Below are 26,321 nucleotides of genomic sequence, written 5' to 3'. Positions count from 1 at the left end.
GTGAGGCGAATGTCGGGGCTGATTGCTGCGCGCGGGACCGATTCACACGCGCGAATCCACGCAATTTCCCGCGCGGTGTCAAGCTTGTCGGGGATTTCAGGGGGTTAGACTGGCGGCAATACGCGCAGGACCCGCCTCGAAGGGCCCGCCTCGGAGGACCGGCCGCTACCAGACCAGCCGCTCGATCACCGCGTCCGGATGCACCGCCTGCCGGCCGAGCCAGTCCGCCACGTCGCCCAGGCGGTGATGCGCGGCCGTGACGCCGAGTTCCTCCGCGTGGATGCCGCGGGCCACCAGCAGGCTGGCGATGCCGAAGCCGCGGGCGCCGGCGATGTCGGTGCGGATCGCGTCGCCGATCGCCAGGACCCGCGCCGGGTCCACCGGGGCCCCGGCGAGCGCCGCCCCGGTGAGCGCCGCCCCCTTGGCGAGCGCCGCCTCGTAGACCGGGCGGTGGGGCTTGCCGGCGTAGACCACGGGGCCGCCGATCTCCGCGTAGGCCGCCGCGAGCAGGCCCGCGCAGGGGATCAGGCGGTTGCCGCTCTCCACGACGAGGTCCGGATTGGCGCAGATCATGGTCAGCCCGCGGGCGGCGAGGCGCTCCAGCTCCGGCCGGTAATCGTCCGGGGTCTCGCTGCGGTCGTCGAACAGGCCGGTGCAGACGACGAGGTCGGCCTCCGCCTCCGGGACGAGGCTGAGGTCGAGCCCCTGGAAGATGCCGAGGTCGCGCTCCGGCCCGAGATGCCGGATCCGGGCACCCGGGCGCGCGGCGATCAGGTCGTGGGTGAGGTCGCCCGAGGTCAGGATCGCGTCGTAGGCCTCCCGCGGCACGCCGAACCGGTCGAGGATGCGGCCGACGCCGTCGCCGGGCCGGGGCGCGTTCGAGACGAGGACGACCCGGCGCGGCCGCGCGCCCGGGAGGCCGCGGAAGCGGATCAGCGCCTCGCCGGCGGCCGTGTGGGCCGTCTGGCCGTCGTGCAGCACGCCCCAGACGTCGCAGAGGATCAGGTCGTACCGGTCGGCGACCTCGGCGAGGCCCTGGAGGGTCGGGATCGGCGCGGGGGTGGTGCTCATGGGAGGTCCTGGGGAGGTCCTGGATGCAAAAGGTCCGGGACCTTTTGTGGGAGCAGGGCAGCGCCCTGCGATACAGCAGGGCCGCGTCCTGACAACCCGCCAGAGCGCGCGGCCCTCCGGAAACCCCTTACGGGCGCCCCGCCGGTCCCAGCCGGTGCTCGGCGAAGAAATCGAGCATCGCCCGGGACGCGTCGGGCCCCTCGGGATCCGTATAGCTGCCGTCGGGGCGGCCCCCGGACCAGGCGTGGCCGGCGCCGCGCACCCGCCAATCCTCGACCACGACCCGGCCCGCCTCGTCCCGGTAGCGGGTGCGGGTGAAGGGGTGGCCGCGGCCCTCGAAGGTCTCCGACCGCGGCGTCAGCCCGGCGACCTTGGCCTGGGCCAGCACCTGGTCGGCGTTGCGCACGCTCACCGTGCCGTCGTCCTCGCCGTGGAAGATGATCGTCGGGACGCGGGTGGCGGGCGCCGGGGTGCCGAAGGCGGTCGGGGCGCCGAGGCCCGGGGCGCCGACCTGCATGGCCATCAGCGCCGAGCCGAGGTCCCGGGCGCAGCCGGCCGCGAGGCCCGAATGCACGCCGACGGCGGCGTAGAGATCCGGGTAGGCGCGGGCGATGTTGAGGGCGGCGGCGCCGCCGGCCGACAGGCCGGCGATGTAGACCCGGGCCGGGTCGATCGGGTGCTCCGCCATGATCGCGCGGGTGAGGCCCGCGATGATCGCCGGCTCGCCCGCGCCGCGGCCCTGGTCCCGGGGCTCGTACCAGTTCCAGCAGCGCTGGGCGTGGGCCTGGCGGCTCTGGGCCGGGTAGGCCACGAACACGCCGGCGCGCTCGGCGAGGGTGTTCATGCCGGTGCCGGCGGCGAAATCGTCCGGGTTCTGCGTGCAGCCGTGCAGCATCACGATCAGCGGCGCCGCCCGGTCCGGGTGGCTCGGGATGAACAGCTTGTACTCGCGGGTGCCGGCGGGCTCGGCATGGGTCAGGGACACGAAGCGGCCCCCGGTCCCGCCCGCCCGGTCGGCGGGCGGCGGGGCCGGCGACCGGAGCGGGTTGCCGAGCCCCTTCAGCACCGGCGCGAGCCCGCGCACGACCTGCCCCACCACCTCGCGCATCCGCGTCCCGGACTCCGCCGCGGGACTGCGCGTCTCGGCGGCCGGCGCGTCGCGGCGCGCGGGAGGCTGCGGCGCGGCCGACGGATCGGCGGGCGGAGCCTTCTGCCCCCCGAGGCTGCGCTGGATGAGGGCGGTCGCCTCCTCAAGCCGGCCGAGGCCGGTCAGGCGAGTGGCCTCGATCATGTCGGCGAAGGGTGACGGGCCGGTCTTGTCGTCGCGCTGTCCGTCGCGACTGCCGAAATCCTCGGTCATGCGTGCGCGCCTCACTGCCTCAGCATCTCCGTCACGGCCGGATCCGGCGCGCCCGTGCCTCCCCCGAGGGAACGCACCGGCACCGCGCGGGCCAGCCTCCGTCACCCCGCGAGAGGCTCCGTCGACGGCGTTTTGTGCATTGCAATAAACGCCCCTGTGCGATGCGGCAACAGCCGGCGGCGCGCGGCAGGCGTGCGGATCGGAGAGCGGGACGGACCGGCGATCAGGCCGGATCGTCCGCCCCGATATACTCGGCCCAGATCGCGGCAGGACCGAGGCTCGCGCGGAAGCTGTCGTGCCGGGCGCGCTCTGCATCCGTGAGGCGAGACCGGTAGGGGCGGGGCGCCGCCGGAGCCGCCGACGCCAGGGCCGCCGAGCCGGCCACCGGGGCGGCTGTCGTGGCCTCCAGGAGGCCGAGGCTGGTCTGCTTGCCGCCGAGCAGCTCGACGTAGACCTCGGCCAGGATCTGCGCGTCGAGGAGCGCCCCGTGCTTGGTGCGCCGGGTGTTGTCGATGCTGTAGCGGCTGCAGAGGGCGTCGAGGTTGTTGGCCGCGCCCGGGTGCTTGCGCCGGGCCATCGGCAGGGTGTCGACGACGTCCTCCAGCTGGATCGGCGGCGGGGCGTTCGCGCCGAGCCGGGCGTATTCCATGTTGAGGAAGCCGACGTCGAAGGGCGCGTTGTGGATCACGAGCCGCCCGTCGGCCAGGAAGGCCAGCAACTCGCCGACGATCTCGGCGAAGAGCGGCTTGTCGGCGAGGAACGCGTCGGACAGGCCGTGGACGTTGAAGGCGCCCTCGGAGACCGGCCGCTGCGGGTTGCAGTAGCGGTGGAAGGTCCGGCCGGTGGGGATGTGGTTGAGGAGCTCCACCGCGCCGATCTCGATCAGCCGGTCGCCTCCCTTCGCCTCCGTGCCGGTGGTCTCGGTGTCGAGGACGATCTCGCGCAGCATGGGTCTCGCGACTCGCGGGGGGGTGGGGGCGGACCCTAGCGGGATAAGCCCGAGCGGTTAACCCGCCCTGCACGGCCGTCCCCGTCCATCACCGTCGACCAACCGTCGAGCGCCTCGCCCTACCGAGAGGTGTTGCGGTAGACGCAGACGGGTCCCCGGTCCTCGTAGCCGCCCGGGCAGGCGGTGACGCAGGCGCCGGCCGCGACCTTCTTCGGCGGCGGGCAGTTGGCGGCGTACTGGGCCTGCGCAGGCCCGGCCACCAGCAGCGCGAGAAGGGCTGCGGCCCGGATGCCGCCCGACCGAATGCGATCAATCCCGCCCCAGCGCCGCGCCATCACGTCCATCCTGCCGTCCGTATTCCCCCCGGAACACAACCGCAGATATTCAATCCTCCGGGCGTTTCATCCGTCGCCGCGGTGCGGCGGCGCACGGTGCGCCGTCAGTCGCTCGACGATCCGCGCGACCGCGGCCTCGGCGGCGGCGAAACCCCGGCCCGTGTCGATGACGAAATCTGCCCGGGCGCGCTTCTCGGCGTCGGGCATCTGCTTGGCCAGGATCGCCGCGAAGGCCGCCTCGGTCATGCCGGGACGCGCGAGCACCCGGTCACGCTGGATCTCGGGCGGGGCGCTCACCACCGCGACCGCGTCGCAGCGGCCCTCGCCGCCGGTCTCGTAGAGGAGCGGAACGTCGAGGACGACCAGCGGCGCCGCCGCGTGCCGCGCCAGGAAGTCCGTGCTGGCCGCCCGGACCAGGGGATGGACGATGGCCTCCAGCGCCGCCATCCGGTCGGGCGCGTCGAGCACCGCGGCGCGCAGCCGCGCCCGGTCGACGCCGCCGTCGTCGCCGAGCACGCCGGGAAAGGCCGCGCCGATCGCCGCGGCGGCCGCGCCGCCCGGCCCGTAGAGGGCGTGGACGGCGGCGTCGGCGTCGTGGACCGGGACGCCGCGCTCCGCGAACATCCGGGCCGTGGCCGACTTGCCCATGCCGATCGAGCCGGTGAGCCCGAGGATGACGGGTCCGGATCCGGCCTTCGGGGTCATCCGGCGAGGTCCGCCACGATCCGGTCGCGCAGCTCGGGGGTGACGGCGGGGCGCGGGCCGAACCACGCCGCGAAGCCCGGCACCGCCTGGTGCAGCAGCATGCCGAGCCCGTCCACGGCGGCGAGCCCCCGCCGCCGCGCCGCCGCCAGGAGCTCGGTCTCCAGGGGCGCGTAGACGATGTCGGCCACGGCCGCGTCCGCCGGCAGGGGCGACAGGTCGACGGCGAGGGGCGGCTGGCCCTTCATGCCCAGGGACGTGGTGTTGACGAGGAGGCCTGTTCCGGGAAGCGCCGCCGGCAGGTCGTCCCAGGCGAGCGCCGCGCCGACGCCCGGCGCGAGGGCCGCCACCGCCTCGGCCCGGGCCGCGGTGCGGTTGGCGACCCAGACGCGCCGCAGGCCGCGCTCGGCGAGCCCGACCACGATCGCCCGCGCCGCGCCGCCGGCGCCGAGCACCAGGGCGGTGCCGCCCGCCCGGTCCGGCCAGGCCGCGCCCAGGCTGTGGTCGAGATGGGCGCAGAAGCCCGGCGCGTCGGTGTTGTCGCCGCGGATCCGCCCGTCCGGCCCGACCACCAGGGTGTTGACCGCGCCGATGGTCTTCGCCCGCGGCGTGAGCGTGTCCACCAGAGCGAAGGCCGCCTCCTTGTGGGGGATGGTGACGTTGCCGCCCCGGTAGCCGGACGCGGGCAGGGCGCGGATGAAGTCCGGAAAGGCCTCCGGGGCCACGTCGAGCCGCTCGTAGGAGCCCGGGATCCCGTGCACGGCGAGCCAGTGGCCGTGGATCAGCGGCGAGCGCGAGTGGGCGATCGGGTGGCCGACCACGAAGGCGCGGGGCTGGGCGCCGCTCACGCCGCGCAATCCTGCGCGAGGCGGCAGGCCGGGCCGCCGGCCTCCTCGACCTGGAGGGTGGCGTGGCCGATGCCGAACCGGTCGCGCAGGCCCTCGGCGGTCTCGGCGAGGAAGCCGTTGCCGGGCTGGCGGTGGGCCTGATGCCCCTCCTGCATCACGAGATGGACCGTCAGGGCGACGCTGGTGGTGCTCATGGGCCAGATATGCAGGTCGTGGAGGCCGGCGACGCCCGGCCGCTCGAGGAGGAAGCCGGTCACCGCGTCCGGGGAGATCTCCGGCGGCACGGCGTCGAGGGACATGGCCACGCTGTCGCGCAGCAGGCCCCAGGTCGCCCAGACCACCAGGGCGGCGATGACGAGGCTGACCGCCGGGTCGAGCCAGGCGAGGCCGGTGAGCTGGATCACGAGGCCCGCCACCACGACCCCGGCCGAGACGGCGGCGTCGGCCACCATGTGGAGGAACGCGCCGCGGACGTTGATGTCGCCCTTGGCGCCGCTGGCGAAGAGCCACGCGGTTAGGCCGTTGACCAGGATTCCCACCGCCGCCACCACCATCACGGTCGTGCCCGCGACGGGCTCCGGGTGGACCAGCCGGACCAGCGCCTCCCAGATCACCGCCCCCATGGCGATGAGCAGGAACACGGCGTTGAACAGGGCGGCCAGGATCGAGGAGCCGCGGTAACCGTAGGTGAAGCGCGCGCTGGCGCGGCGGCGCACCAGGATCGCGGCGATCCAGGCCGCCGCGAGGCCCAGCACGTCCGAGAGGTTGTGGCCGGCATCGGCCACCAGCGACATGGAGTTGCTGAGGTAGCCGTAGGCCGCCTCGATCACCACGAAGGCGGTGTTGAGCACGATGCCGATGGCGAAGGCCGTGCCGAAATCCTTCGGCGCGTGCGCGTGGCCGCCGAGGCCGCCATGGGCATGACCGCCGTGGGAATGCCCCCCGTGGCCGCCGTGCGAATGGTCGTGTCCCGCCAAGGCGGTACTCCCTCAGAAAGCCAGAAGCCCGGCGGCCCGCAGCCGCGCGAGGAGCGGCAGAAGCGGCAGGCCCAGCACGGTGCTGTGATCGCCCGCGACCGATTCGAACAGGTGGATCCCCGGCCCCTCGAGCTGATAGCCGCCGACGCTCGCCCGCACGCGCTCCGCGCCGGCGCAGTCCACATAGGCCGCGATCGCCCTTTCATCGAGGGGGCGCAGGGTCAGCCGCGCGGTCTCCACGAAGGCGTCCTCGACCGCCCCGGCCAGGACCACGGCGGAATGAAGGGCGTGGGTGCGCCCGGACAGACGGGCGAGCTGGGCCCGGGCCGACGCGCCGTCGGCCGGCTTGTGGAACACGGTGCCGTCGAGGTCGAGCACCTGGTCGGCGCCGAGGACGATCCGCCCGGGATAGCGCGCCGCCACCGACTCGGCCTTGGCGCGGGCGAGGTGCAGGGCGAGGTCGGGCGGGGACAGGCCGGCGCTCGCCGCCTCGAGGGCGCGCTCGTCGACGTCCGGGGCGGCGGTCTCGACCGGCAGGGCGGCGCTCTCCAGGAGGAGGCGCCTCGTCGGGCTGGTCGAGGCGAGGAGGAGCGGATCCGGACCGGTCCAGGGCGAGCGGGGCATCGGGCCAGTGTCACGGATCCGGGGATCGGTGCAAGCCGGGCTGCGACGAGCCCCGCCGCCGGGATGGACCGGCCGGCGGGGCTGTCGCGGGGCCGATACGCTACCTGGCGCCCGGATGGAACCTTGGCAGAGGCCGGTTAGGAGACGGTCAACGGCCCGATCGGGCCGGAATCGCGTTTCGTGCCGCCGCGGGACAGGCGTTCCGCACGGCGGGCGCGACCCACGTCCCATCCGCTCCCCGATCCTGAGGGACCGGAGCGCAGGGACGTGACCCAGGCCAGCGCGCGGCTTGCCGCCGTGGCGCTGCCTGGATCGCTCCGCTCGCGGGGACGGCGGCGATGCCCGCGGCCGGGGACGGCCTCAGGTGTTCATCGAGTCGAAGAAGTCGCCGTTGCTCTTGGTCTGGCGCAGCTTGTCGAGCAGGAACTCGATCGCGTCGGTGACGCCCATCGGGTTGAGGATGCGGCGCAGCACGTAGGTCTTCTTGAGCGAATCCGGCGGGACCAGCAGCTCCTCCTTGCGGGTGCCCGAGCGGGTGATGTCGATCGCCGGGAAGATGCGCTTGTCGGAGACCTTGCGGTCCAGGATGATCTCGGAGTTGCCGGTGCCCTTGAACTCCTCGAAGATCACCTCGTCCATGCGCGAGCCGGTGTCGATCAGCGCCGTGGCGATGATCGAGAGCGAGCCGCCCTCCTCGATGTTGCGGGCGGCGCCGAAGAAGCGCTTGGGCCGCTGCAGGGCGTTGGCGTCGACGCCGCCGGTCAGCACCTTGCCGGAGGACGGCACCACGGTGTTGTAGGCGCGGCCGAGGCGCGTGATGGAATCCAGCAGGATCACCACATCGCGCCCGTGCTCCACGAGGCGCTTGGCCTTCTCGATCACCATCTCGGCGACCTGCACGTGGCGGGTGGCCGGCTCGTCGAAGGTCGAGGCGATGACCTCGCCCTTCACCGAGCGCTGCATGTCGGTGACCTCCTCGGGCCGCTCGTCGATGAGCAGCACGATCAGGTAGCACTCGGGGTGGTTGAGGGTGATCGACTGCGCGATGTTCTGCATCAGCACGGTCTTACCCGTGCGCGGCGGCGCCACGATCAGGGCGCGCTGGCCCTTGCCGATCGGCGCCACGATGTCGATGATCCGCGGCGAGAAATCCTTCTTGGTCGGGTTGTCCAGCTCGAGCTTGAACCGCTTCGTCGGGAAGAGCGGCGTCAGGTTGTCGAAGTGGACCTTGTGCTTGATCTTCTCGGGGTTCTCGAAGTTGATCGTGTTGACCTTGAGGAGCGCGAAGTAGCGCTCGCCGTCCTTCGGGCCGCGGATCGGGCCCTCGACGGTGTCGCCGGTCCGCAGGCCGAAGCGGCGGATCTGAGTCGGCGAGATGTAGATGTCGTCCGGGCCGGGCAGGTAGTTCGAGTCGGAGGAGCGCAGGAAGCCGAAGCCGTCCTGCAGCACCTCGACGGTGCCCGAGCCGATGATCTCGACCTCCTTGGCAGCGAGCTGCTTCAGGATCGCGAACATCAGCTCCTGCTTGCGCATGGTCGAGGCGTTCTCGACCTCGACCTCCTCGGCGAAGGCCGTCAGGTCGGTCGGCGTCTTCGACTTGAGGTCCTGGAGCTTGACCTCGCGGACGCCCTCGAGGGCGGCCGGCATGGTGGGGCGATCGGCGGGCACATCGGCGGGCTCCGCGGTCTCGATGTCGTCGGCGAGGGCGTCGGGATTTGGCGTCATGGGGGTATCTTGCAACCGACGGAGTAGGTGGGAGGGCCGGTTCAGTGCCAGGTGCCCGGGGGATGGGCGCCGGAGAGCGGGCCGCGCTGCGGCGAGGGGCCCGGGGTCAGGTTGGCGAAACCGATGAGGCAGGACCCTCGCGGCTCACGGGCGCGCTGCGGCGCAGACCTTGTGATGAGGGCCCCACACAGATAACGCCTTTTTCGCCGGCACTCAAGGGCCTGGGGCGGTCGACCGAGACGCCGGCGGCGCGGTGACGGGCGGGACGACCGGCAGGGTCACCGGCGAGGCCTCGCTTGGGCGCCGTGCCGCGGTTACACAGGCCTCGTCGAGCCGAGCCGGGGCCGGGTTTCGGAACCGGGCCCGCGCGCGGCCGTTCCCCGTCCCGGTGCTGCAGCGCAGCAGACCGTCGAATCGAGAGTTCCCCTGACTGCCATGCGCGACGACGCCACCGGACGCACCCTGACCACGCACGAGCCGCGCCGGATCCCCTGGCTCGACATCGTTTTCGGCTTCGGCCCGATGGTGCCGATCGCCGTCGGCACCGCCGTGGCGTGGTGGCTGAACGGCAAGCCCCTCGACTACCTCGTGGCGCTGTTCACCCTGCTCTACGCCGCCTCGATCCTGCTGTTCCTGGCCGGCGTGCGCCGCGGCGTCAGCTTCCGGACCGAGGGCGGCCCGCAAGTGTCGCAGATCGTGACCATGCTGGTCCTCTACGGCCTCGGCCTGGGTAGCCTGTTCGCGGCGGTGATGGGCAAGGCGGTGCCGGCGCTGGCGATGCTGATCCTCGGCTACGCGGCCATCGGGATCCTCGACCCGATCGCGGCGCGCGCCGGCGAGGTGCCGCTGGCGCATGCCCGCCTGCGGCCGCTGCAGATGCCGATCGCCGTGGTGAGCCTCGCGGCCCTGCTCTGGCTCAAGCTGACGGCACCGTACTGAGTTTTTTGCCGGGCGAACCGCGCCCTGTTCCGGCGCACGGAGGCGCGCAGCACCCGTCCGACGCGGTTCCCGCTTCGACGCTTCGGCTGATGCGCCTCACCCGTCATCACGGGCGGAGCGAAGTGACCCAGGGGTGCGCGACTTCGACAGGCGTGGCGCGGCCCCGGATTGCTTCGCTCCGCTCGCAAGGACGACGGCGCCGTCTCGCGCGGGATGGCCGGGTGCCGGGAGAGCCCGCAAACCGAATTCCCCTTTCGCCCGGCATGCTCTAGAGCCCGGCCGCAGGATCTCCGCCCGCCGGAGACGATCGAAGATTCGATGCGGGACCCGGATTCCGGGACCGCGAGAAGCGAATGCACCCATGTCCAAGCCCGACACCCCGAAGGCCGAGAAGGCCGAGACCCTGAAGCCCCGCCTGCCGCGCGGCTTCGTCGACCGGCGCGCCGGCGAGATCGCCGCGCAGGGCCGGATGCTGGAGACGATCCGCAGGAGCTTCGAGCTCTACGGGTTCGAGGCCCTGGAGACGCCCTTCGTCGAGTACACCGAGGCTCTGGGCAAGTTCCTGCCCGACCTCGACCGCCCGAACGCAGGCGTGTTCTCGTTCCAGGACGACGACGAGGCGTGGCTGTCGCTCCGCTACGACCTGACGGCGCCGCTGGCCCGGTTCGTGGCCGAGAACTACGACGCCCTGCCCAAGCCCTATCGCAGCTACCGGGCCGGCTACGTCTTCCGCAACGAGAAGCCGGGGCCCGGCCGCTTCCGCCAGTTCATGCAGTTCGACGCCGACATCGTCGGCGCCGGCAGCGTGGCGGCCGATGCCGAGACCTGCATGCTGATGGCCGACACGCTGAACCGCCTCGGGCTGGGCGGGCAGTACGTCGTGAAGGTCAACAACCGGAAGGTGCTCGACGGCGTCATGGAGGCGATCGGGCTCGCCGGTCCCGACAAGGCCGGCCAGCGCCTCACCGTGCTGCGGGCGATCGACAAGCTCGACCGGCTCGGCGTTGACGGCGTGCGCGACCTGCTCGGCGCCGGCCGCAAGGACGAGAGCGGCGACTTCACCAAGGGCGCGGGCCTCGACGCGGCGGCGGTCGGCCGGATCCTCGCCTACGTGTCGTTCCAGGCCGATGCCGCGGACGGCGCCGACAAGGTGGCGTTCTGGGAAAAGTTCTTCGGCGGCTGGCACGAGGCGGTCGGCGATTCCGAGACCGGGCGCGAGGGCATCGCCGAGCTGCATGCGATCATGCGCCTCTGCGCCGCCGCCGGCTACGGCCACGACGTGATCCGGGCCGATCCCAGCGTGGTGCGCGGCCTCGAGTACTACACCGGCCCGGTCTACGAGGCCGAGCTGACCTTCCCGGTCACCAACGAGGACGGCCAGACCGTGCGCTTCGGCTCCGTGGCGGGCGGCGGGCGCTACGACGGCCTCGTCGGGCGGTTCCGGGCCGAGCCGGTCCCGGCCACCGGCTTCTCGATCGGCGTCTCGCGGCTGTTCTCGGCCCTGCAGCTCGTGGGCAGCCCCCTGATCGCCGGCGCCGAGGCGCCCGGGCCGGTGGTGGTGCTGGTCCTCGACCGGGAGAACATGGCCGATTACCAGCGGCTCGTCGCACTCCTGCGCGCCGACGGCATCCGGGCCGAGCTCTACCTCGGCGCCGCCGGCATGAAGGCGCAGATGAAGTACGCCGACCGCCGCCGCGCCCCCGTGGCGGTGATCCAGGGCTCGAACGAGCGCCTGGCCGGCGAGGTCCAGATCAAGGACCTGATCGAGGGCGCCCGCGCGGCCGAGTCCATCGCCAGCAACGCCGAGTGGAAGGCCGCGCGGCCGGCGCAGTTCTCGTGTCCCGAGGCCGACCTGGTGGCGCAGGTCCGCGCCGTGCTGGCCCGGCATTTTCCGTCAACGGAGATCTGAGACACGCGCGCATCGAACCGCGCATCGAACGCAGGGGCTCCGGCGGCGTTGTCGTCGGTCGGTGCCGCGGAGATGTCGGGATGCGCGCGAAGATCCTCGTCCTGTCCCTCGGCCTGATCTGCGCCGGCGCGGGACCCGTCTGGGCCGCGCGGCCGATCCTCGACCGGCTGCCCAGCGCCGTCGCGCAGGCCACGCCCGGGACCGGCAGCGCGCCGATCCTGAGCGCCGGGATCGCGGGGGCGCCGGCCCTGACGGTGCTGGCCCGCCGCAAGCCGGCCCGGCGCCCGCGCGGCGCGCGCCTCGGCAGCTTCCGGCCGCTCTGAGCCGGTCACGCCCCTGATCCCGTAACGGAGACGGGTCCCGGCGCGGGATCCACCCGGGACTGCGCAGTCCTGCGCGGCGCGCCGGCCCCACGCTTCCCGGGTGCGTGTCGCCAAGTCCGGTCGCGGTTGCTACAGAGCGCCCGCGAGGTGGATTGCCCCGCGAGGTGGATCGCGATGACACGACCGGAGGCGGGCGAGACGGGGGCGGGGGACGCGGCGCGCGCGCGGCTCTCCGCGCATCTGGCGGCGGCGGGCTACCGGCCCGTGACGCCGCCGGTGCTGCAGCCGCTGGAGCCGTTCCTCGAACTGTCGGGCGAGGATATCCGCCGGCGGATCTTCGTCACCCAGGATGCGGGCGGGGCCGAGCTGTGCCTGCGGCCCGAATTCACCATTCCCGTCTGCCGCCTGCACCGGGCGGAGGCTGACGGGCAGGCGGCCGATTACAGCTATTGCGGCCCGGTCTTCCGGCTCGCCGCCGACGAGCCGGACGAGTTCTTCCAGGCCGGGATCGAGTCGATCGGGCGCACCGACACGCCGGCGGCCGACGCCGAGGTGCTGGGCCTCGCGCTGGAGGGCCTCGCCCTGTTCGGCCGGACCGACCCGGCAGTGCGGCTCGGCGATATGGGCCTGACCGTGGCGCTCCTCGACGGGCTCGCGGTCCCGCCCGCCGCCAAGCGCCGGACGCTCCGGGCGCTGGCCGCCGGGCGCTCGCTGGACGCCGTCACCAACGGCGCCGAGGGCACCCGTCCCGAGGATCCCCACGCGGGCCTGCTCGCGGCGATCCAGGGCCAGGACCCGCGGGGCGTGCGCGCCTTCGTGGAGGACGTGCTGGCGATCGCCGGGATCTCGGCGGTGGGCGGGCGCAGCGCCGGCGAGATCGCCGAGCGCTTCCTCGCCAAGGCCGCCGCGCAGGCCCATGGCGGCGCCGGGCTCAACACCGAGAACCGCGCGCTCCTCGACCGCTACCGGGCGATCGCCGGCCATCCGGACGCCGCCGCCCGCGACCTGCGGGCGCTCGTCGCCGACGCGGGCCTGCGGCACGACGCCCTCGCGGCCGCCCTCGACCTGTTCGAGGAGCGCACCGGCTTCATCGCGGCCCGCGGCCTGCCGATCGAGCGCTTCCGCTTCCAGGGCGGCTTCGCCCGCAACCTCGACTACTACACCGGCTTCATCTTCGAGGTGACCGAGCGGGACGGCCCGACCCTGGTCGGCGGCGGCCGCTACGACGGCCTGCTCGGCCATCTCGGCAGCCCGGCGCCGTTGCCGGCGGTGGGATGCACCTTCTGGATCGAGCGCGTGGCGGGAGCCGGCCGATGAGTGCCTCGGACGCGGCCGCCATGCCGCTGATCCTCGCCGTCCCGTCCAAGGGCCGCCTGCAGGAGAATGCCAGCGCGTTCTTCGGCCGGGCCGGGCTGAAGCTCGCGCAGGGCGCGGGCGCCCGCGACTACCGGGGCAAGCTCATCGGCGTGCCCGACGTCGAGGTGCGCTACCTCTCGGCCTCCGAAATCGCCGCGCAGCTCGCCTCGGGCGCCGCCCATCTCGGCGTCACCGGCGAGGATCTGATCCGCGAGACCCTGCCGGACGTGCGCGACCAGGTCGAGCTGCTGACGCCGCTCGGCTTCGGCAACGCCACCGTGGTGGTGGCCGTGCCCCAGGCCTGGATCGACGTGCGCGACATGTCCGACCTCGACGAGGTCGCGGCCGGCATGCGGACCCGCCACGGCCGGCGCCTGCGGGTCGCCACCAAGTACGTGAACCTGACCCGCCGGTTCTTCGCCGAGAAGGGCGTCGCCGATTACCGGATCGTCGAGAGCCTGGGCGCCACCGAGGGGGCGCCGGCGGCGGGCTCGGCCGAGATCGTGGTCGACATCACCACCACGGGGGCGACGCTCTCGGCCAACGCCCTGAAGGTGCTGGACGACGGCATCATCCTGCGCTCGGAGGCGAACCTCGTCGCCTCGCTGAAGGCCCCCTGGGGCGAGGGCCAGCGGGCCGCGCTCCGCACGGTGCTCGGCCGCATCGCCGCCGAGGAGCGCGCCCGGACCACCCGCGAGGTGCGCGCCGCCCTGCCGGAGAGCGGTACGATCGACCTCGCCACGATCGCGGGCCTGCACGAGGCCGAATTGCCCTACGGCGCGCCGCGGGGGCCGGAGAGCGAGATCGTCCTGCGCTGCCGGGAGGCCGCGGTGTTCGAGCTCGCCGGCGCCCTGGTCGAGGCCGGCGCGCGGGCCGTCACGGTGCGGCGGGTCGACTACGCCTTCGCGGCCGAGAACCCGCTGGCGGAGCGGCTCCTGGCGCGGCTCTGAGACCGCCGCGCGATGGAGCCGAGATGGAGCTGAAATGGCTCGAGGACTTCCTGAGCCTCGCGCGCACCGGCAGCTTCTCGCGCTCGGCGATCGAGCGCCACGTCACCCAGCCGGCCTTCGGCCGCCGCATCCGGGCGCTCGAGGGCTGGCTCGGCGTCGCGCTGGTCGACCGCAGCACCTACCCGACGGCCCTGACGCCGGAGGGCCGGCTGTTCCTGGAGACCGCCGAGGAGACCGTGCGGCGGCTCCACGGCAGCCGCGACGCGCTCCGCGCCCGGATCCGGCCGCCGCCGCGGACCGTTTCGGTGGCGGCGCTCCACACCCTGGCGCTGACCGTCTTCCCGGGCTGGTTCCGCGACGTCGAGGCCCGCACCGGGCCGCTCGGCAGCCGGCTCCTGCCGGACGATTTCCACGCCTGCGTGCAGGCGCTGGCCGAGGGCGGCTACGACCTGCTGCTGACCTACCACCATCCCCTGGTGCCGATCCCCCTCGACCCGGCCGCCTTCCCGCACTTGTCCATCGGCCGGGACAGCCTCGTGCCGGTGCACCGGCCGGGGCCGGCCGCGGGCCGGCCCGGGCTCGGCTATCCCCGGGACTCGTTCCTGGGCCGGGTCGCGGCGCTCGCCGGTGACGGGGCGGCGGCCGCCCACGTCAACGAGAACGCCATGGCGGAGGCCCTGAAGTTCATGGTCCTCGCGGGCCACGGCCGCGCGTGGCTGCCCGAGAGCCTCGTCGCCCGCGAGCTCGCCGACGGCAGCCTCGTGGCGGCCGGGCCGGGCACGCCGCTGGAGATCCGGCTCTACCGCAGGGCCGGGCGCGGCGGCGCGGTCGCGGCGGTCTGGGCCGCGGCTGCCGCCCTGGCGGCCGAACTCTAGGAACCGATGCCAGATCGGCATGGCCGGTGCCGACACGGCATTGGATTCCCGCCCCGCCGCGGCCCATCACGGCGGCCGCGACGGTCGGAGGCGGCGATGCTCGGTGTACTCGGCGGGATGGGCCCGATGGCCACGGTTGATTTCCTGGCCAAGCTCGTGCGGGCGACGCCCGCGGGGCGCGATCAGGACCACATCCCGACCCTGGTCTGCTCGGCCGTCGACATCCCCGACCGCGCCGACGCGATCCTGGGCACCGGCCCGGACCCGCTGCCGGCGCTCCGCGCCGCCCTGGCGCGCCTCGAGGCCGGCGGCGCCACCCGGATCGCGATCCCCTGCAACACCGCCCATCACTGGCACGCGGCGCTGCAGGCCGCGACCGCCCTGCCGATCCTCCACATCGTCGACGCGGTGGCCAAGACCCTGGCCGAGACCCTGGCCGAGACCCTGGCGCGGACCGGGAGCGGCGGCCGGATCGGCCTGCTCGCCACCGACGGCACCCTGCGGTCCGGGCTCTACCCGGAGCGGCTGGCGCGGCACGGGCTCGCGTGCCGCGCGCCCGATGAGGCGGGTCAGGCCGCGGTGTCGGCGGCGATCCGGCTGGTGAAGGCGGACCGGGTGGCCGAGGCGACGCCGCTCCTGGAGGCGCAGGTCCGGGCGCTGGCCGAGGCCGGCTGCGACCGGGTGGTGATGGCCTGCACGGAGATCCCGCTCGCGCTCGCCGGGAGCGACCCGTCGGGCCTGCTGGTCGACGCCACCGAGGCGCTGGCGCGCGCCTGCGTGGCGGCGTGCCGGCCGGATTGCCGCGTCGACGCCGCGGCCCTGCCGCGCGCGGCCTGAGCGCGGGACCTCACGGGCCCTGCTTGGCGAATTCCGCCAGGACCCCGCGCAGGACCTTCAGCCGGGCGTCGTAGGCGGCCGTCAGGCAGCCGACGTCGCCGCCGCAGGCGCGACGCTCCGTCAGCCACGCCTCCTGGTCGTCGCGCAGCTTGGCCTGGCCGCCCATCGGAAGCACGCTCTTCAGGATCTCGAACCGGGTCGCCATCTCGACGTCCCGGTCGTTGAGGGGGAGATGGGCGCAGATCGCCTTCTCGTCGGGGGCCTCGGCCCTGTCGCACGGGAAGCTCGCGGCCCGGGCGGGGGACGCGGTGATCGCGCCGGCGACTGGGCCCGCGAGGGCGGCCAGCGCGAGGGCGAGGACGAGAGGCTTCGACATGGCCTCCCAACGGGCCGGCCGCGGAAAGGCTCCGGCCGGGATCACAGGATCGCGGGATCGCGGGATCAGAGGCCCGGCTTGACGATCGCCAGGATGACGATGCCGATCATCAGCAGCGTCGGCACCTCGTTGAGCACCCGGTAGAACTTGTGCCCACGGGTGTTCCGGTCGGCGGCGAAGTCCTTGACCATCCGGGCGAGCCAGCCGTGGATGCCCGACATCGCGAGCACCAGCGCGAACTTCGCCTGCAGCCAGACGCTCGCGTAGAAGCCGCTCATCCAGGCGAGCGCCAGCCCGAACACCCAGGTGGCGATCATGGCGGGGTTCATGATCGCCTTGAGCAGGCGGCGCTCCATCACCTTGAAGGTCGCGGACTGCGCCTCCGCGCCGGGCGGCAGGCTCGCGTGGTAGACGAACAGCCGGGGCAGGTAGAGCATCCCGGCCATCCAGGCGATCAGGCTGATGACGTGGAGGGCCTTGATCCAGTCGTACAGCACGCGCGGCCTCAGCCCTGGCCGCGCAGCCGCGCGAGCATCCGCTCGACATGGGCCACCGGCGTCTGCGGCGTGATGCCGTGGCCGAGGTTGAAGATGTGCGGCAGGCCGGCGGTCGCCGCGAGCACCGCGTCCACCGCCGCGTCGAGGGCCGCGCCGCCCGCGATCAGCGTGTCGGGATGCAGGTTGCCCTGCGTCACCGTCGCGGCCGGCACCGTGTCCCGCAGGGCCTTCAGGTCCACGCCCCAGTCGACGCCGACGGCGTCGGCGCCGGTCTCCGGCACCACCCGGGCGTGGCCGTCGAGGCCCGAGCCGCGGGCGAACACGATGATCTTCGCCCCCGGCACCTGGGCGCGGACGCCCGCCACCATGCGGGCGATCGGCCGCAGCGACCAGCGGGTGAGGGCATCGGAGGCAGGTGCGCCCGGCAAGGCGCTCTCGGCGACGTCGCCGACCGGCTCGACGGTGCCGCCGGAGCCCGAGGCCGTCCCCGGCACGGCGCGCGGCAGGGTGCCGGCGTGGGACTCGAAGATCTGCACCGCGTCGGCGCCGGCCTCGAGCTGGCGCACGAGGTACTCGGTCTGCACGGCGACGAGGCGGTCGATCAGGGTGTCGACCAGGGCGGTGTCGCCCTCGGCCAGGGCCCGCGCGGGGGCGAGGTCCGGCGTGCCGCGGCCGCCGATCATGTAGCTCGCCACCGTCCAGGGCGCGCCGCAGAAGCCGAGCAGCGTGGTCTCGCCCGGCAATTCGGCCCGCAGCCGCGTCACCGTCTCGAAGACCGGCGCGAGGTGGGTCATGATCGCCGGGTCGCCGGCCTCCCGCAGGCGCGCGAACGCGTCCCGACCGTCGAGCGGGTCGAGGCGCGGTCCCTCGCCCTCCACGAAGCGCACGTCCTGGCCGAGCGCGTGGGGGACGACCAGGATGTCGGAGAACAGGATCGCCGCGTCGAAGCCGAAGCGCCGGATCGGCTGGAGCGTCACCTCGACGGCGAAGTCCGGGCTGTAGCAGAGGTCGAGGAACGAGCCGGCCTCGGCCCGGGTCGCCCGGTATTCCGGCAGGTAGCGCCCGGCCTGGCGCATCATCCAGGCGGGGGGCGGCCCGATCGCCTCGCCCTCGAGGACTCGCAGCACCTTGCGCTCGGACGTCGTCCCCGACGTCGTCTGCCCGGGCTCGCGCTCCGTCCCCGTCATGGTCGCTCCCATCCCGTATCCCTCACCCCGCATGCCCGTCGGCGGGCGTCCTGTCGAGTCGAGGCGCGCCGATCCCCACACAGGCCCCTTCGAAAAGATAAGAGAGAATCTTGGAGTCTGTTTTTTCTTCTGGGGGGCCGAATCTCGGGGGCACAAAAGCGTCCACAGGCGGTCCCCGCCGCCGCGCCGTTAACGGGGCTTTAAAGGATTTCCGCCAACTTGCGAGAACCGGATGGTCCGACAGCGCCTTGGCAACGCCGAGTCGTGTACGGGCGCCGGATTCGCGGCCGATTCGTCCAGAGAGCCGGATTCGGCGCGTCCCGATCATCTGCCTGTGAACGGCGGAGTCGACAGCGCGCACCGGGATCGCCCTGGACCGGCCCGGCGGGGCATCCTATCCACACTCATCGACTCCCCTGGCGGCCGGCGGTGGACAACGTGGGCGCCGCGCGAGGCGACCGCACAGTCGGCCGAGAGGTCGACCGCAGAGGCGATCGGAATGGGCCGCAGCTACTTCCACCTCCACCTCGTCTCCGACTCCACCGGCGAGACGCTGATCAATGTCGGGCGCGCGGCCGCCGCCCAGTACGAGGGCGTGTCGGCGATCGAGCACGTCTACCCGCTGGTGCGCTCGGCCGCGCAGCTCGACCGGGTGATCTCGGAGATCCGGGCCGCGCCGGGCCTCGTCCTCTACACGCTGGTGGGGGGCGACCTCGGCGAGCGGCTGGAGGAGGTCGCCCGGGAGACCGGCTCGCCGTGCCTGTCGGTGCTGCGGCCGGTCCACGACCTGCTGCGCGCGTATCTCGGCGCCGAGACCACGGCGCGGCCCGGCGCCCAGCACATGCTGAACGCCGAGTACTTCAAGCGCATCGACGCGATGAACTTCACGCTGGCCCACGACGACGGCAACCTGCCGGACAATCTGGAGGAGGCCGACGTGATCCTGCTCGGCGTCAGCCGGACATCGAAGACGCCGACCTCGATCTACCTTGCCAATCGCGGCCTCAAGACCACCAACCTGCCGCTGGTGCCGGGCATGCCGCTGCCGCCGGCGATCGAGCGGGCCCGCAAGCCTCTCGTGGTCGGCCTGTTCGCGTCGCCGGAGCGCATCGTGCAGATCCGGCAGAACCGGCTGTCGAGCCTCAACGCCGACGAATCGTCCCTCTACGTCGACCGCTCGGCAGTGGCGGACGAGATAACCATGTCCCGCCGGCTATTCACCAAGAACCGCTGGCCGACGATCGACGTCACCCGCCGGTCCATCGAGGAGACCGCCGCGGCGATCGTCGACCTCTACCGCGACCACCGGCTGAAGTTCATCGCCGACTGAGGCGGGGCCTCCGAAGGGCCGAGCCCTTCGGCGGGGTCCGGCCGTCCCCCCGAGGACGGGGGCGGGCCGGCGGATGCAGGCGGCGCGCGGATCGGTTCGCGCCGCCGCTGGCGTCAGCGCGCGGAGGCGAAGTGGCTGCGCTGCTCGATCTGGGCCGCGTAGAAGTCCTCGACGACCTCGCGGACCACCTCGGCCAGCTCGTCGCCCCGGTGCTCGTCGAGCTGGATGTCGCTGCCGACCGTCCGGCCGATGGAGCAGCTCGCCGCCCCCGGCACGAGGCGCTCGTTGTAGCGCTGGTTCAGGCCCGAGACCGAGATGTAGTTGCTGCCGCCGAGTTCCGGACCGTACTTGATCTTGATCTTCTGCTCGGACTCGGTGCCGCGCAGCTGCGCGCACAGGCTGATGAAGTTGTCCTGATCGATCTTCGCCTCGAGGCCGGTGATGCTGCCGTGGACGTTGTCCTCCTCGTTGAGGACCTCGGCCATCAGGTTCAGCACGCCCATGACGGGCTGGAGCGCCCGGGACCCGTCCTCAAGCAGCTTCCGCCGGAAGTCGTTGCTGCGCTCGTCGGCCGCCTGCAGCCGCGCGCGAAACCTGTCCTTGACCTCGTTGGCGCGTGCCATCGCGCTCCTCCCTGGTGGTTCACCCGATGCTTTACCGCTCGGATAACCGAAACCTACGAGGCCAATTCAGATGACGCAAGATAGTGCAAAATATTGATGCCTGCTCAGAACGTGAGCCGTTGCACAGGAATAATACTTGCTCATGAACTGTGCAACGGCGGCAGGTCCGGGAGGCGCGCTTACTTCAGGAGCTGCAGCAGGCTGCGCCCCGCCGGGAACTTGAGTTCCCTGGCGTCGAGGGTGCCGTCGTTGTCGGGATCGGCCGCCTTGAAGCGCTGCTCGACCAGGGCGAGGTATTCCTTGCGGTCGAGGGTGCCGTCGGAATCGGTGTCGGCGGCCTTCAGGTCCTTCTTGCTGAGCCGGCCCTTCAGCTCCTTGGCGTCGACGGTGCCGTCCTTGTCGGTCTCGGCGGCGTCGAAGACCTTGCCGGCGGCGGCCTGGGCCTCGGCCAGGTCGATCGTGCCGTCGTGGTCGGTGTCGACCATCTTCAGCGCGCGCTCGGTGCCGGAGGACCGGGCGAGGGCCGCCGACGGCAGCGCGGCCGGCAGGACCAGGAGGATCACGAGGGCGGTGGCGAGGGCGACGGTCGGGGCGCCCATGGTCGGGCGGCGCGTGGCGGCGCGGGCGGATCGGTGCGGGGTCGCGGGCATGGGGCTCTCCGGTGCCGGGCGGTTGCGGCAGCCCAAATCCCGGTCCCGGCTTGCGTTCCCGCGCCCGCCTTCACGAGATGCGGAGCCGCGCCGCGCCGCGCTCAGCGGACCGGGCCGTCGAGCGGTGCGAGCCGGTCCGCCGCGGGGGCCGCGGCTTCCCCAGGCGCGGCGCGCGACAGGGCTTGGGCCAGGGCCCGGAGATCCGGGACGGGCGCGCCCGCCGCGCCGAAGACCGCCCGGTCGAGGGCCGCGAAGGCGGCCGCGAGGTCGGGCCGCGCCCGCCAGGTCCGGGCGAGGTCGGGGGCGTCCCGCTGGGCCGCGTCGAGGGCCGCGCGGAACCCGGCCGGGTCGCCGGCCCGGGCCGCCGCGCGTAAGGAGCGCCGCGCCGCGCCGGAGAGGCGCAGGCGCGGCCGCCCGAGGCCGAAGCCGATCAGCGCGAGGCCCAGCCCGAAGGCGGCGAGCGCCGAGGCGGCGACGACGAGGGGCGAGGGGATCGCGGGGGGCGCCCGCTCGGTCTCGCGGTCGGGCAGGCCGCCGCCGATCTGCCGGGCCGGGATCTCGGTCTCGCGCATCGTGCGGGTGTTGGTGTCGAACCACGGGATCGCGATGGCGTCGAGGGGGATGATCTCCGGCACGCCGGGCTTCACGTCCCACTGGTAGGTGGCCCGCGCCACGGGCCCCGAGGGCGTCAGCAGCGTCTCGCGGGTGACGGGGCCCGCAAAGGTGATGATGCCGCGGGTGCGCATGACCGGCCGGGGCGGCAGGCCTTCGGCGACCATGCCCTGGGCCTCCAGGGTGACGATCCGGCGGGTGGTCTCGCCGACCTTGATGGTCTCCGGGTCCGGGCTCCAGGAATCGGTGATCGCCACGTCCTTGGCGGGCAGCCACCAGGGCTCCTTGGCGTCGGGGCCGCCGGTGGGCTCGGTCCAGGGTGCGACCGGGAAGGGGATCGGCTTCGAGCGGACCTCGACGACCCGCCGCTCGCCGACATCGTTGACGGTGAGCTTGTGGACGAACGGCTCGATGGTGAACTGGCCGGCATGGTGCGGGAAGACCGCCACGGTGCGGTCGAACGCGATGGCGCTCTGGCCGTCGGGGAGCTTGGTCCGGCTCCAGTGGTCGCGGCCGAGCTGCGTCCACGAGAAGTTGGCGAGGGAGGGCTGCACCACCTCCTCGAGCAGGATCGGCTGCTTGTAGACCCCGTGGATCTTCAGCAGCACCATCTCGCGGGGGAAGGGGGCGCTGTTGCCGTTGAGCTCCGCGGTCACCGTCAGCGTGAGGTCGCCCGGCTCGATCTCGGCCCGGGCGGGCAGGGGGGCGAGGAAGGGCGCGAGGAGGATGAGGGCGCGGGTCAGGGCGCGGGTCAGGGCGCGCCGCTCGGAAACGCCGAAAACACTTACCACGGGTTGCTCCCGGCGGGGATCGCGGTGCCGGCCTCGAGCCGGCGGGTCTGCTCGGCGCGCAGGCGCAGCTTGAGATAGCGGCCGGGATCGTCCGGCAGGGTCTGGAGCCAGAGCCGGTCCGGGCGGATCTCGTGGGCCTCGAAGCTCTTGGTCACCCGGCGGACCTCGCGCTCGGGCGCCTCGGCCACCATGGCTGAGCCGCCGCCGGTCCGGCCGCGGCCGGCGGCGTCGCCGGCCGAGCCCCGGGCCTGGCCCTTGCCGGCGTCGATCGACTGCTGCTCGGCCTTGCCGCGGCGGGCGACCTTGCTGTTGCCGGGCAGCGACGCGCTGGCGTTCGATTCCTTGTTGCCGGCGAGACCCTCGCCGCTGGAGGCGGCGTTGATGTCGTTGTTCTGGTCCTGGTTGGCGGTGTTGTTGTAGCGGGCGCCGTACTGGGCGGTGCCGTTGGCGATGCCGCCGCCGGGCCCGCGGTCGATCACCTCGGCTCGCATCCGGGCGATCAGCGAGCGGTTGGCCTGGGCGTCGGCGTCGCGGGGGTTGAAGCGCAGGGCCTCGTCGTAGGCCGCGAGCGCCCCGTCGAGGTCGCCGGCCCTGGCCAGAGCGTTGCCGAGATTGTAGCTCGCCCGCCGCCCGCCGGCACGGAACAGCGCGACCGCCTCCTCGTAGCGGCCGGCCTCGTAGAGCGCGGCGGCGCGCCAGGCCGGATCGACGAACACGTCCGCGGCGAGGCCCGGCAGGCTGAGACCCATCAGCAGCCGCCCGAAGCCGGTGCGGGGCTGCGAGACCGCGAGCAGCGCCAGGAGGCCGATCCCGGCGAGGGCGAGGCCGGCGATCCGGGCGAGCCGCCGCCAGCGTGGCGGCAGGCCGGCCCGGAGCGGGGCGGCGAGGCCGGTCTCGGGAAGGGTCAGCCGCATCACGCGCTCCTGCGGAACAGCAGCAGCGCCGGCAGCGCCGCCAGCAGCAGCAGCCAGCGCCCGAGATCCGCGTAGGCCAGGACGCCGTAGCCGCCCGCCGCGAGGTGCTGGGCGAGGCCGGCCCCGACCGCGTCGAGCACCGGGCCCGGGGTCGCGATGTCGGCGGCCGTGCCGCCGCCGGCCCGGGCGAGGGCGTCGAGGGCGGTCCGGTCGGGCTTCGGCGCGCCGGGCGGCAGCGGCTTGTCGGCCGGGACGTAGAGGGCCTGGAGCCGCCAGCCGTGCTCGGCGATGGCGCGGGCCTCGCGGGTGGCGGCCTCGCCGATGCCGTCGCCGTCGCTGATCAGCACCACGTCGGCCGCCACCACGTTGGCCTCCGCGAGGGTGCGGCGGGCCAGCGCCAGCCCGCGCTCGGGGTGCGAGCCGCGGTCCGGCACCGTGTCGGCGTCGAGGGCGAACAGGGTGGTGCCGAGGCTGTCGCGGTCCGTGGTCGGGGAGGCGGCGAGGTAGGCGTCGCCCGCGTAGACCACGAGGGCGACCGCCCGGGTGCCGGCGGCCTCCGCCACGGCGGCGGCGGCCTGCCGGACGCCCTGGAGGTTGCCGCCCTCGGTGACCGACCGCGATAGGTCGACGACGAGCACGGTCTCGTCGAGGTTGCGGAAGGTCCGCCCGTCCGCCCGCTCCACCGCGGGGCCGGTCAGCGCCAGGGCGATCAGCCCGGCCGCCAGCGCGGCGGCGAGGTTCGCCTGCCGCCGGCCGCCGAGGACCGCGCCGGCCCGGGCGAGATGGGCCATCAGCGCCGGGTCGACGGCCCGGGCCCAGTCGCCCAGCGGCGCCGAGCGCCACGCGGCGCGAAGGGCCAGCAGGACCACGACCGGGATCGCCAGGAACCACCAGGGGCGCAGGAGGGCGACGGCGTCGAGGGCGCTCATCGGGCGGACCCTCCGACCCGCATTCCCGCCCCCGAGGCCGGCGCCGCGCCCCGGCACCGCGGGACGCGGGGGAGGGTCGGGGGCGCGGGGTATCGAACCATCACGCGCCCCTCCGGCTGGCCAGCAGGAGCGCGGCGCTGAGGAAAGCCAGGGCGGCCGGCCAGGGCCAGAGGTCCCGGCGGAGCGGCAGGGGCGGGGCGAGGGCGCGGCCGCCCTCCAGCCGGTCGATGGCGTCGGCGACCCGGACCAGATCCTCGGTGGTGCGCACCCGGAAGGCCTCGCCGCCGCTCGCCCGCGCCATGTCGCGCAGGGTCTCGGTGTCGACCACGTCCTGCTCGCCGTCGGCGTCGGCCATGTCGCGGGGCCCCAGGGCGATCGTGTAGACCTTGATGCCGAGTTCCTTGGCGAGCTCCGCCACGTCCTTGGGGGCGGTCTGGCCGGCATTGTTGGCGCCGTCCGACAGCAGGATCACGGCCTTCGCGGCCTTCTCGCCCGGCCTGGCCCCGGCGGCGTCGCCCCCGGCGTCCCGCGGGTCCAGCCGGCGCAGGGCGAGCCCGAGGCCGTCGCCGATCCCGGTGGAGCGGCCGCTGATGCCGATCGTGGCCTCGTCCAGCGCCCGGGCGACCGCCGCGGTGTCGAAGCTCGGCGCCGCCGCCACGTAGGCCTGGTCGGCGAAGATCACGAGGCCGATCCGGTCTCCGGCCCGGCGCCGGATGAAGTCGGTGCCGACACGCTTGACCGCGGTGAGCCGGTTCACGGTCTCGCCGTCGAGGGCGAAGTCGCGCCGCTCCATCGAGCCCGACAGGTCCATGGCGATCATGATCTCGCGGCCCGAGGCCGGGAGCGCGGCCGCCGGCATGACGAGGCGCGGGCCCGACAGCGCCGCCACCAGGGCGATCCACAGCGTCCAGGTGAGCAGCGCCCGCCGCCGGCCCCGGGCCGCGCGGTCGGCGCCGGCGCGCGCGCCGGCCACCAGGGTGGCGGGCACGCGCAGGGCGCCGCTGCCGCCCTCCGGCTCCGCCGGGATCAGGCGCGCGGCCAGCAGCGGCAGGGGCAGCGCCAGCAGCGCCCAGGGCGCGGCGAGGTCGAAGGCCGACAGGAGCGCGCTGAGCCACGCGGGCAGGAATCCGCTCATGCCCGCAGCCGCCCGATCAGGCGGGCGAGCTCGGCGTCCAGGGCCTCGAGGTCGGGATCCTGTCGCCGGTACAGCCCGTCGGCGAGCACCCGGCCGGCGCCCCGGGTGAAGAAGTCGGTCCGGAACAGCCCGTCCAGCCGGGCCGCCCAGTCCGGGCCCGTCGCCCGGGTCCCGGTCCCTGCCTCGGCCTCGCCGGACCGGTCGAGAGACCGGTCGAGTCTGCGCAGCAGCCGGGCCTGGGCGACGAGGCGCGCCTCCGGGTCGAGGCCACGGCTCCGGGCGAGCTCGGCGAGCGCCGCCCGGCGCAGGGTGGCCCGCGCCCGGCCGCGCGCGTAGCGCACGAGCCCGACCAGCAGGGCGGCGAGGAAGCCCAGGGCGGCAGCGGCCACGACCTCGCCCTGCACGGCGCCGACGGCGCCTCCGGGCAGGTGCAGGCCCCGGAGCTGGTCGAGGGACAGGGGGATCTCGGCGGGCGCGACGGGGTTCATCGGGGCGCGCCGCGGGTCGGGTCGCCGGGTTCGGCCTCACAGCACCGCATCGAGGCGCTCCATGAGCGGCGCGTAGGCCTCCGGGCCGGTCTCGACGTCGAGGCGCACGCCCGCGATGCCCCGGCGGGCGTAGTCGGCGAGCCGGGCCTCGGCGGTCTCCCCCGCAGCTCCAGCCGCGGTCGTCGGCACGGTCGGTGAAACGGTCGGCAGCGCGGTCCCGCGGCGGCCGTCCGCGAGGGCGAAGGGGTAGTAGCCCGGCGGCCGGGCGCGCTCGAAGGCGTCGCTCACCAGGATCAGCCGGATGGCGATCCGCTCGGCGAGCAGGGTCAGGAGCTCGTCGAAGCCCGGGCCGGGATCGTCCAGGGCGCTGGCGATGACGAGGTGGCCGCCGGCCGGCAGCAGGCTGCGGGCGAGGGCGAGTGTCGCCTCCAGCGGCGGCTCCGCGCGGGTCGGCGCGCCGGACCCGGCCGCCAGCGCGTCGGCATGGGCCTGGGCGAGGGCGCCGGTGACCGCGATCATGGCGCGCTCGCCGCCCGCCGGCCGCAGCACGGTCGGCGCGCCGGCCGCGGCGACCGCGAGGCCGACCCGGCCGCCGTCGGCGGCGACCCGCCAGCCGAGCAGCGCCAGGGCCTCGGCGGCCGCCACCGAGCGCAGGGCCCGGCGGGTGCCGAACAGCATCGCGGGCCGGAAATCGGCGAGCAGCACCACGGCGCGGTCGCGCTCGTCGTGGTGGGTGCGGACGTGCAGCTGCCCGGTGCGGGCCGTGGCGTTGCGGTCGATGAAGCGGCGGTCGTCGCCCTCGGACCAGAGGCGGACGTCCTCCGGCTCCGACCCGCGCCCGCGGCGCCGGGTGACGATGCCGCCCGGCAGGCCCGCCAGCGTCCGGGTGGCGGGCGCGGAGCCCCGCCGGGCGAGATGGCGCAGGCCCATCAGGGCCTCGCCCGAGAGGTGGATGCCGTGCTCGGCGCGGTCTCGCCCCGCCTCCCGGGCGGGGAAGGGGCCCCCGGCG

28 protein-coding genes are annotated in these 26,321 nt (G+C 74.2%); 8 read left to right on the top strand and 20 right to left on the bottom strand.

Annotation, left to right across the window (positions count from 1 at the left end):
• Positions 1 to 165 precede the first annotated feature (165 nt).
• The 9 genes from H288_RS0118475 to rho all read right to left on the bottom strand — a co-directional run bounded on the left by H288_RS0118475 (position 166) and on the right by rho (position 8,513).
• Entirely contained in the window at positions 166 to 1,071 is a 906-nt protein-coding gene (locus H288_RS0118475; protein WP_020094065.1) for a TIGR01459 family HAD-type hydrolase, read from the bottom strand.
• A 127-nt stretch (positions 1,072 to 1,198) separates the two neighbouring features.
• Positions 1,199 to 2,431, bottom strand: coding sequence for a PHB depolymerase family esterase (locus H288_RS0118470; RefSeq protein WP_020094064.1), 1,233 nt, complete (start codon positions 2,429 to 2,431; stop codon positions 1,199 to 1,201).
• A 223-nt stretch (positions 2,432 to 2,654) separates the two neighbouring features.
• A complete protein-coding gene (gene dnaQ / locus H288_RS0118465) occupies positions 2,655 to 3,380 on the bottom strand; it encodes a DNA polymerase III subunit epsilon (protein WP_020094063.1) in 726 nt (241 codons plus the stop codon).
• A gap of 119 nt (positions 3,381 to 3,499) precedes the next feature.
• Positions 3,500 to 3,715: a hypothetical protein gene (locus H288_RS0118460; RefSeq protein ID WP_020094062.1), complete on the bottom strand. Its 216-nt coding sequence runs from the start codon at positions 3,713 to 3,715 to the stop codon at positions 3,500 to 3,502.
• A gap of 66 nt (positions 3,716 to 3,781) precedes the next feature.
• Positions 3,782 to 4,420 (bottom strand): dephospho-CoA kinase, encoded by a 639-nt coding sequence (gene coaE, locus H288_RS0118455; RefSeq protein WP_020094061.1) that lies wholly within the window; start codon positions 4,418 to 4,420, stop codon positions 3,782 to 3,784.
• Positions 4,417 to 5,265, bottom strand: a complete 849-nt coding sequence (locus H288_RS0118450) for a shikimate dehydrogenase (RefSeq protein WP_020094060.1) — start codon at positions 5,263 to 5,265, stop codon at positions 4,417 to 4,419. Before H288_RS0118450 ends, coaE begins: the two co-directional genes overlap by 4 nt.
• Entirely contained in the window at positions 5,262 to 6,242 is a 981-nt protein-coding gene (locus tag H288_RS0118445; protein ID WP_020094059.1) for a cation diffusion facilitator family transporter, read from the bottom strand. The genes H288_RS0118450 and H288_RS0118445 overlap by 4 nt, the downstream gene beginning before the upstream one ends.
• A gap of 12 nt (positions 6,243 to 6,254) precedes the next feature.
• Positions 6,255 to 6,866 carry a nucleoside triphosphate pyrophosphatase gene (locus H288_RS0118440; protein ID WP_020094058.1) on the bottom strand — a complete coding sequence of 204 codons (612 nt, stop codon included), beginning with the start codon at positions 6,864 to 6,866 and terminating at the stop codon, positions 6,255 to 6,257.
• 360 nt (positions 6,867 to 7,226) lie between these two features.
• Positions 7,227 to 8,513 carry a transcription termination factor Rho gene (gene rho / locus H288_RS0118435; RefSeq protein ID WP_085986776.1) on the bottom strand — a complete coding sequence of 429 codons (1,287 nt, stop codon included), beginning with the start codon at positions 8,511 to 8,513 and terminating at the stop codon, positions 7,227 to 7,229.
• Between the two features lie 513 nt (positions 8,514 to 9,026).
• Between rho and H288_RS0118430 the strand changes: the two genes are divergently transcribed.
• The 7 genes from H288_RS0118430 (at position 9,027) to H288_RS0118400 (ending at position 15,780) form a co-directional block, all read left to right on the top strand.
• Complete coding sequence (locus H288_RS0118430; protein WP_020094056.1) at positions 9,027 to 9,530, top strand: DUF3429 domain-containing protein; 504 nt, start codon at positions 9,027 to 9,029, stop codon at positions 9,528 to 9,530.
• Positions 9,531 to 9,891: 361 nt separating this feature from the next.
• Complete coding sequence (gene hisS / locus H288_RS0118425) at positions 9,892 to 11,439, top strand: histidine--tRNA ligase (RefSeq protein ID WP_020094055.1); 1,548 nt, start codon at positions 9,892 to 9,894, stop codon at positions 11,437 to 11,439.
• Between the two features lie 80 nt (positions 11,440 to 11,519).
• Complete coding sequence (locus tag H288_RS0118420) at positions 11,520 to 11,762, top strand: hypothetical protein (protein WP_020094054.1); 243 nt, start codon at positions 11,520 to 11,522, stop codon at positions 11,760 to 11,762.
• A 174-nt stretch (positions 11,763 to 11,936) separates the two neighbouring features.
• Positions 11,937 to 13,079: an ATP phosphoribosyltransferase regulatory subunit gene (locus H288_RS0118415; protein ID WP_020094053.1), complete on the top strand. Its 1,143-nt coding sequence runs from the start codon at positions 11,937 to 11,939 to the stop codon at positions 13,077 to 13,079.
• Positions 13,076 to 14,068 (top strand): ATP phosphoribosyltransferase, encoded by a 993-nt coding sequence (gene hisG / locus H288_RS0118410; RefSeq protein WP_020094052.1) that lies wholly within the window; start codon positions 13,076 to 13,078, stop codon positions 14,066 to 14,068. Before H288_RS0118415 ends, hisG begins: the two co-directional genes overlap by 4 nt.
• A 23-nt stretch (positions 14,069 to 14,091) precedes the next feature.
• A complete protein-coding gene (locus H288_RS0118405; protein ID WP_020094051.1) occupies positions 14,092 to 14,943 on the top strand; it encodes a LysR family transcriptional regulator in 852 nt (283 codons plus the stop codon).
• Positions 14,944 to 15,039: 96 nt separating this feature from the next.
• Positions 15,040 to 15,780 carry an amino acid racemase gene (locus H288_RS0118400; protein ID WP_020094050.1) on the top strand — a complete coding sequence of 247 codons (741 nt, stop codon included), beginning with the start codon at positions 15,040 to 15,042 and terminating at the stop codon, positions 15,778 to 15,780.
• A 10-nt stretch (positions 15,781 to 15,790) separates the two neighbouring features.
• On the opposite strand, the gene H288_RS0118395 is transcribed toward H288_RS0118400, so the two are convergent.
• From H288_RS0118395 to H288_RS0118385, 3 genes are all read right to left on the bottom strand, one after another.
• Positions 15,791 to 16,156: a lysozyme inhibitor LprI family protein gene (locus tag H288_RS0118395; RefSeq protein WP_020094049.1), complete on the bottom strand. Its 366-nt coding sequence runs from the start codon at positions 16,154 to 16,156 to the stop codon at positions 15,791 to 15,793.
• Positions 16,157 to 16,221: 65 nt separating this feature from the next.
• Positions 16,222 to 16,653, bottom strand: a complete 432-nt coding sequence (hemJ, locus tag H288_RS0118390; protein ID WP_020094048.1) for a protoporphyrinogen oxidase HemJ — start codon at positions 16,651 to 16,653, stop codon at positions 16,222 to 16,224.
• Positions 16,654 to 16,661: 8 nt separating this feature from the next.
• Entirely contained in the window at positions 16,662 to 17,852 is a 1,191-nt protein-coding gene (locus tag H288_RS0118385) for a uroporphyrinogen decarboxylase (RefSeq protein WP_020094047.1), read from the bottom strand.
• 487 nt (positions 17,853 to 18,339) lie between these two features.
• Between H288_RS0118385 and H288_RS0118380 the strand changes: the two genes are divergently transcribed.
• A complete protein-coding gene (locus H288_RS0118380) occupies positions 18,340 to 19,170 on the top strand; it encodes a pyruvate, water dikinase regulatory protein (RefSeq protein WP_020094046.1) in 831 nt (276 codons plus the stop codon).
• Between the two features lie 113 nt (positions 19,171 to 19,283).
• Here the strand turns inward: H288_RS0118380 and H288_RS0118375 are convergent, their stop codons facing one another.
• The 8 genes from H288_RS0118375 to H288_RS0118340 all read right to left on the bottom strand — a co-directional run bounded on the left by H288_RS0118375 (position 19,284) and on the right by H288_RS0118340 (position 26,242).
• Complete coding sequence (locus H288_RS0118375; protein ID WP_020094045.1) at positions 19,284 to 19,793, bottom strand: hypothetical protein; 510 nt, start codon at positions 19,791 to 19,793, stop codon at positions 19,284 to 19,286.
• A gap of 179 nt (positions 19,794 to 19,972) precedes the next feature.
• The gene (locus tag H288_RS0118370) at positions 19,973 to 20,443 is read right to left on the bottom strand and encodes an EF-hand domain-containing protein (RefSeq protein ID WP_020094044.1); all 471 of its coding nucleotides are present in this window, start codon (positions 20,441 to 20,443) and stop codon (positions 19,973 to 19,975) included.
• A gap of 101 nt (positions 20,444 to 20,544) precedes the next feature.
• Positions 20,545 to 21,846 (bottom strand): BatD family protein, encoded by a 1,302-nt coding sequence (locus H288_RS0118365; RefSeq protein ID WP_020094043.1) that lies wholly within the window; start codon positions 21,844 to 21,846, stop codon positions 20,545 to 20,547.
• Positions 21,840 to 22,760: a tetratricopeptide repeat protein gene (locus H288_RS0118360; RefSeq protein ID WP_020094042.1), complete on the bottom strand. Its 921-nt coding sequence runs from the start codon at positions 22,758 to 22,760 to the stop codon at positions 21,840 to 21,842. Before H288_RS0118360 ends, H288_RS0118365 begins: the two co-directional genes overlap by 7 nt.
• Complete coding sequence (locus H288_RS0118355; RefSeq protein WP_020094041.1) at positions 22,760 to 23,689, bottom strand: VWA domain-containing protein; 930 nt, start codon at positions 23,687 to 23,689, stop codon at positions 22,760 to 22,762. Before H288_RS0118355 ends, H288_RS0118360 begins: the two co-directional genes overlap by 1 nt.
• A 100-nt stretch (positions 23,690 to 23,789) precedes the next feature.
• A complete protein-coding gene (locus H288_RS0118350; protein ID WP_026605067.1) occupies positions 23,790 to 24,812 on the bottom strand; it encodes a VWA domain-containing protein in 1,023 nt (340 codons plus the stop codon).
• A gap of 8 nt (positions 24,813 to 24,820) precedes the next feature.
• Positions 24,821 to 25,312, bottom strand: a complete 492-nt coding sequence (locus tag H288_RS0118345; protein WP_020094039.1) for a DUF4381 family protein — start codon at positions 25,310 to 25,312, stop codon at positions 24,821 to 24,823.
• Positions 25,313 to 25,348: 36 nt separating this feature from the next.
• Positions 25,349 to 26,242, bottom strand: coding sequence for a DUF58 domain-containing protein (locus tag H288_RS0118340; RefSeq protein WP_020094038.1), 894 nt, complete (start codon positions 26,240 to 26,242; stop codon positions 25,349 to 25,351).
• Between the last annotated feature and the right edge of the window lie 79 nt (positions 26,243 to 26,321).

The organism is Methylobacterium sp. 285MFTsu5.1 (genome assembly GCF_000383455.1).
GTDB lineage: Bacteria > Pseudomonadota > Alphaproteobacteria > Rhizobiales > Beijerinckiaceae > Methylobacterium.
This window is presented reverse-complemented; position numbering and strand designations above follow the sequence as displayed.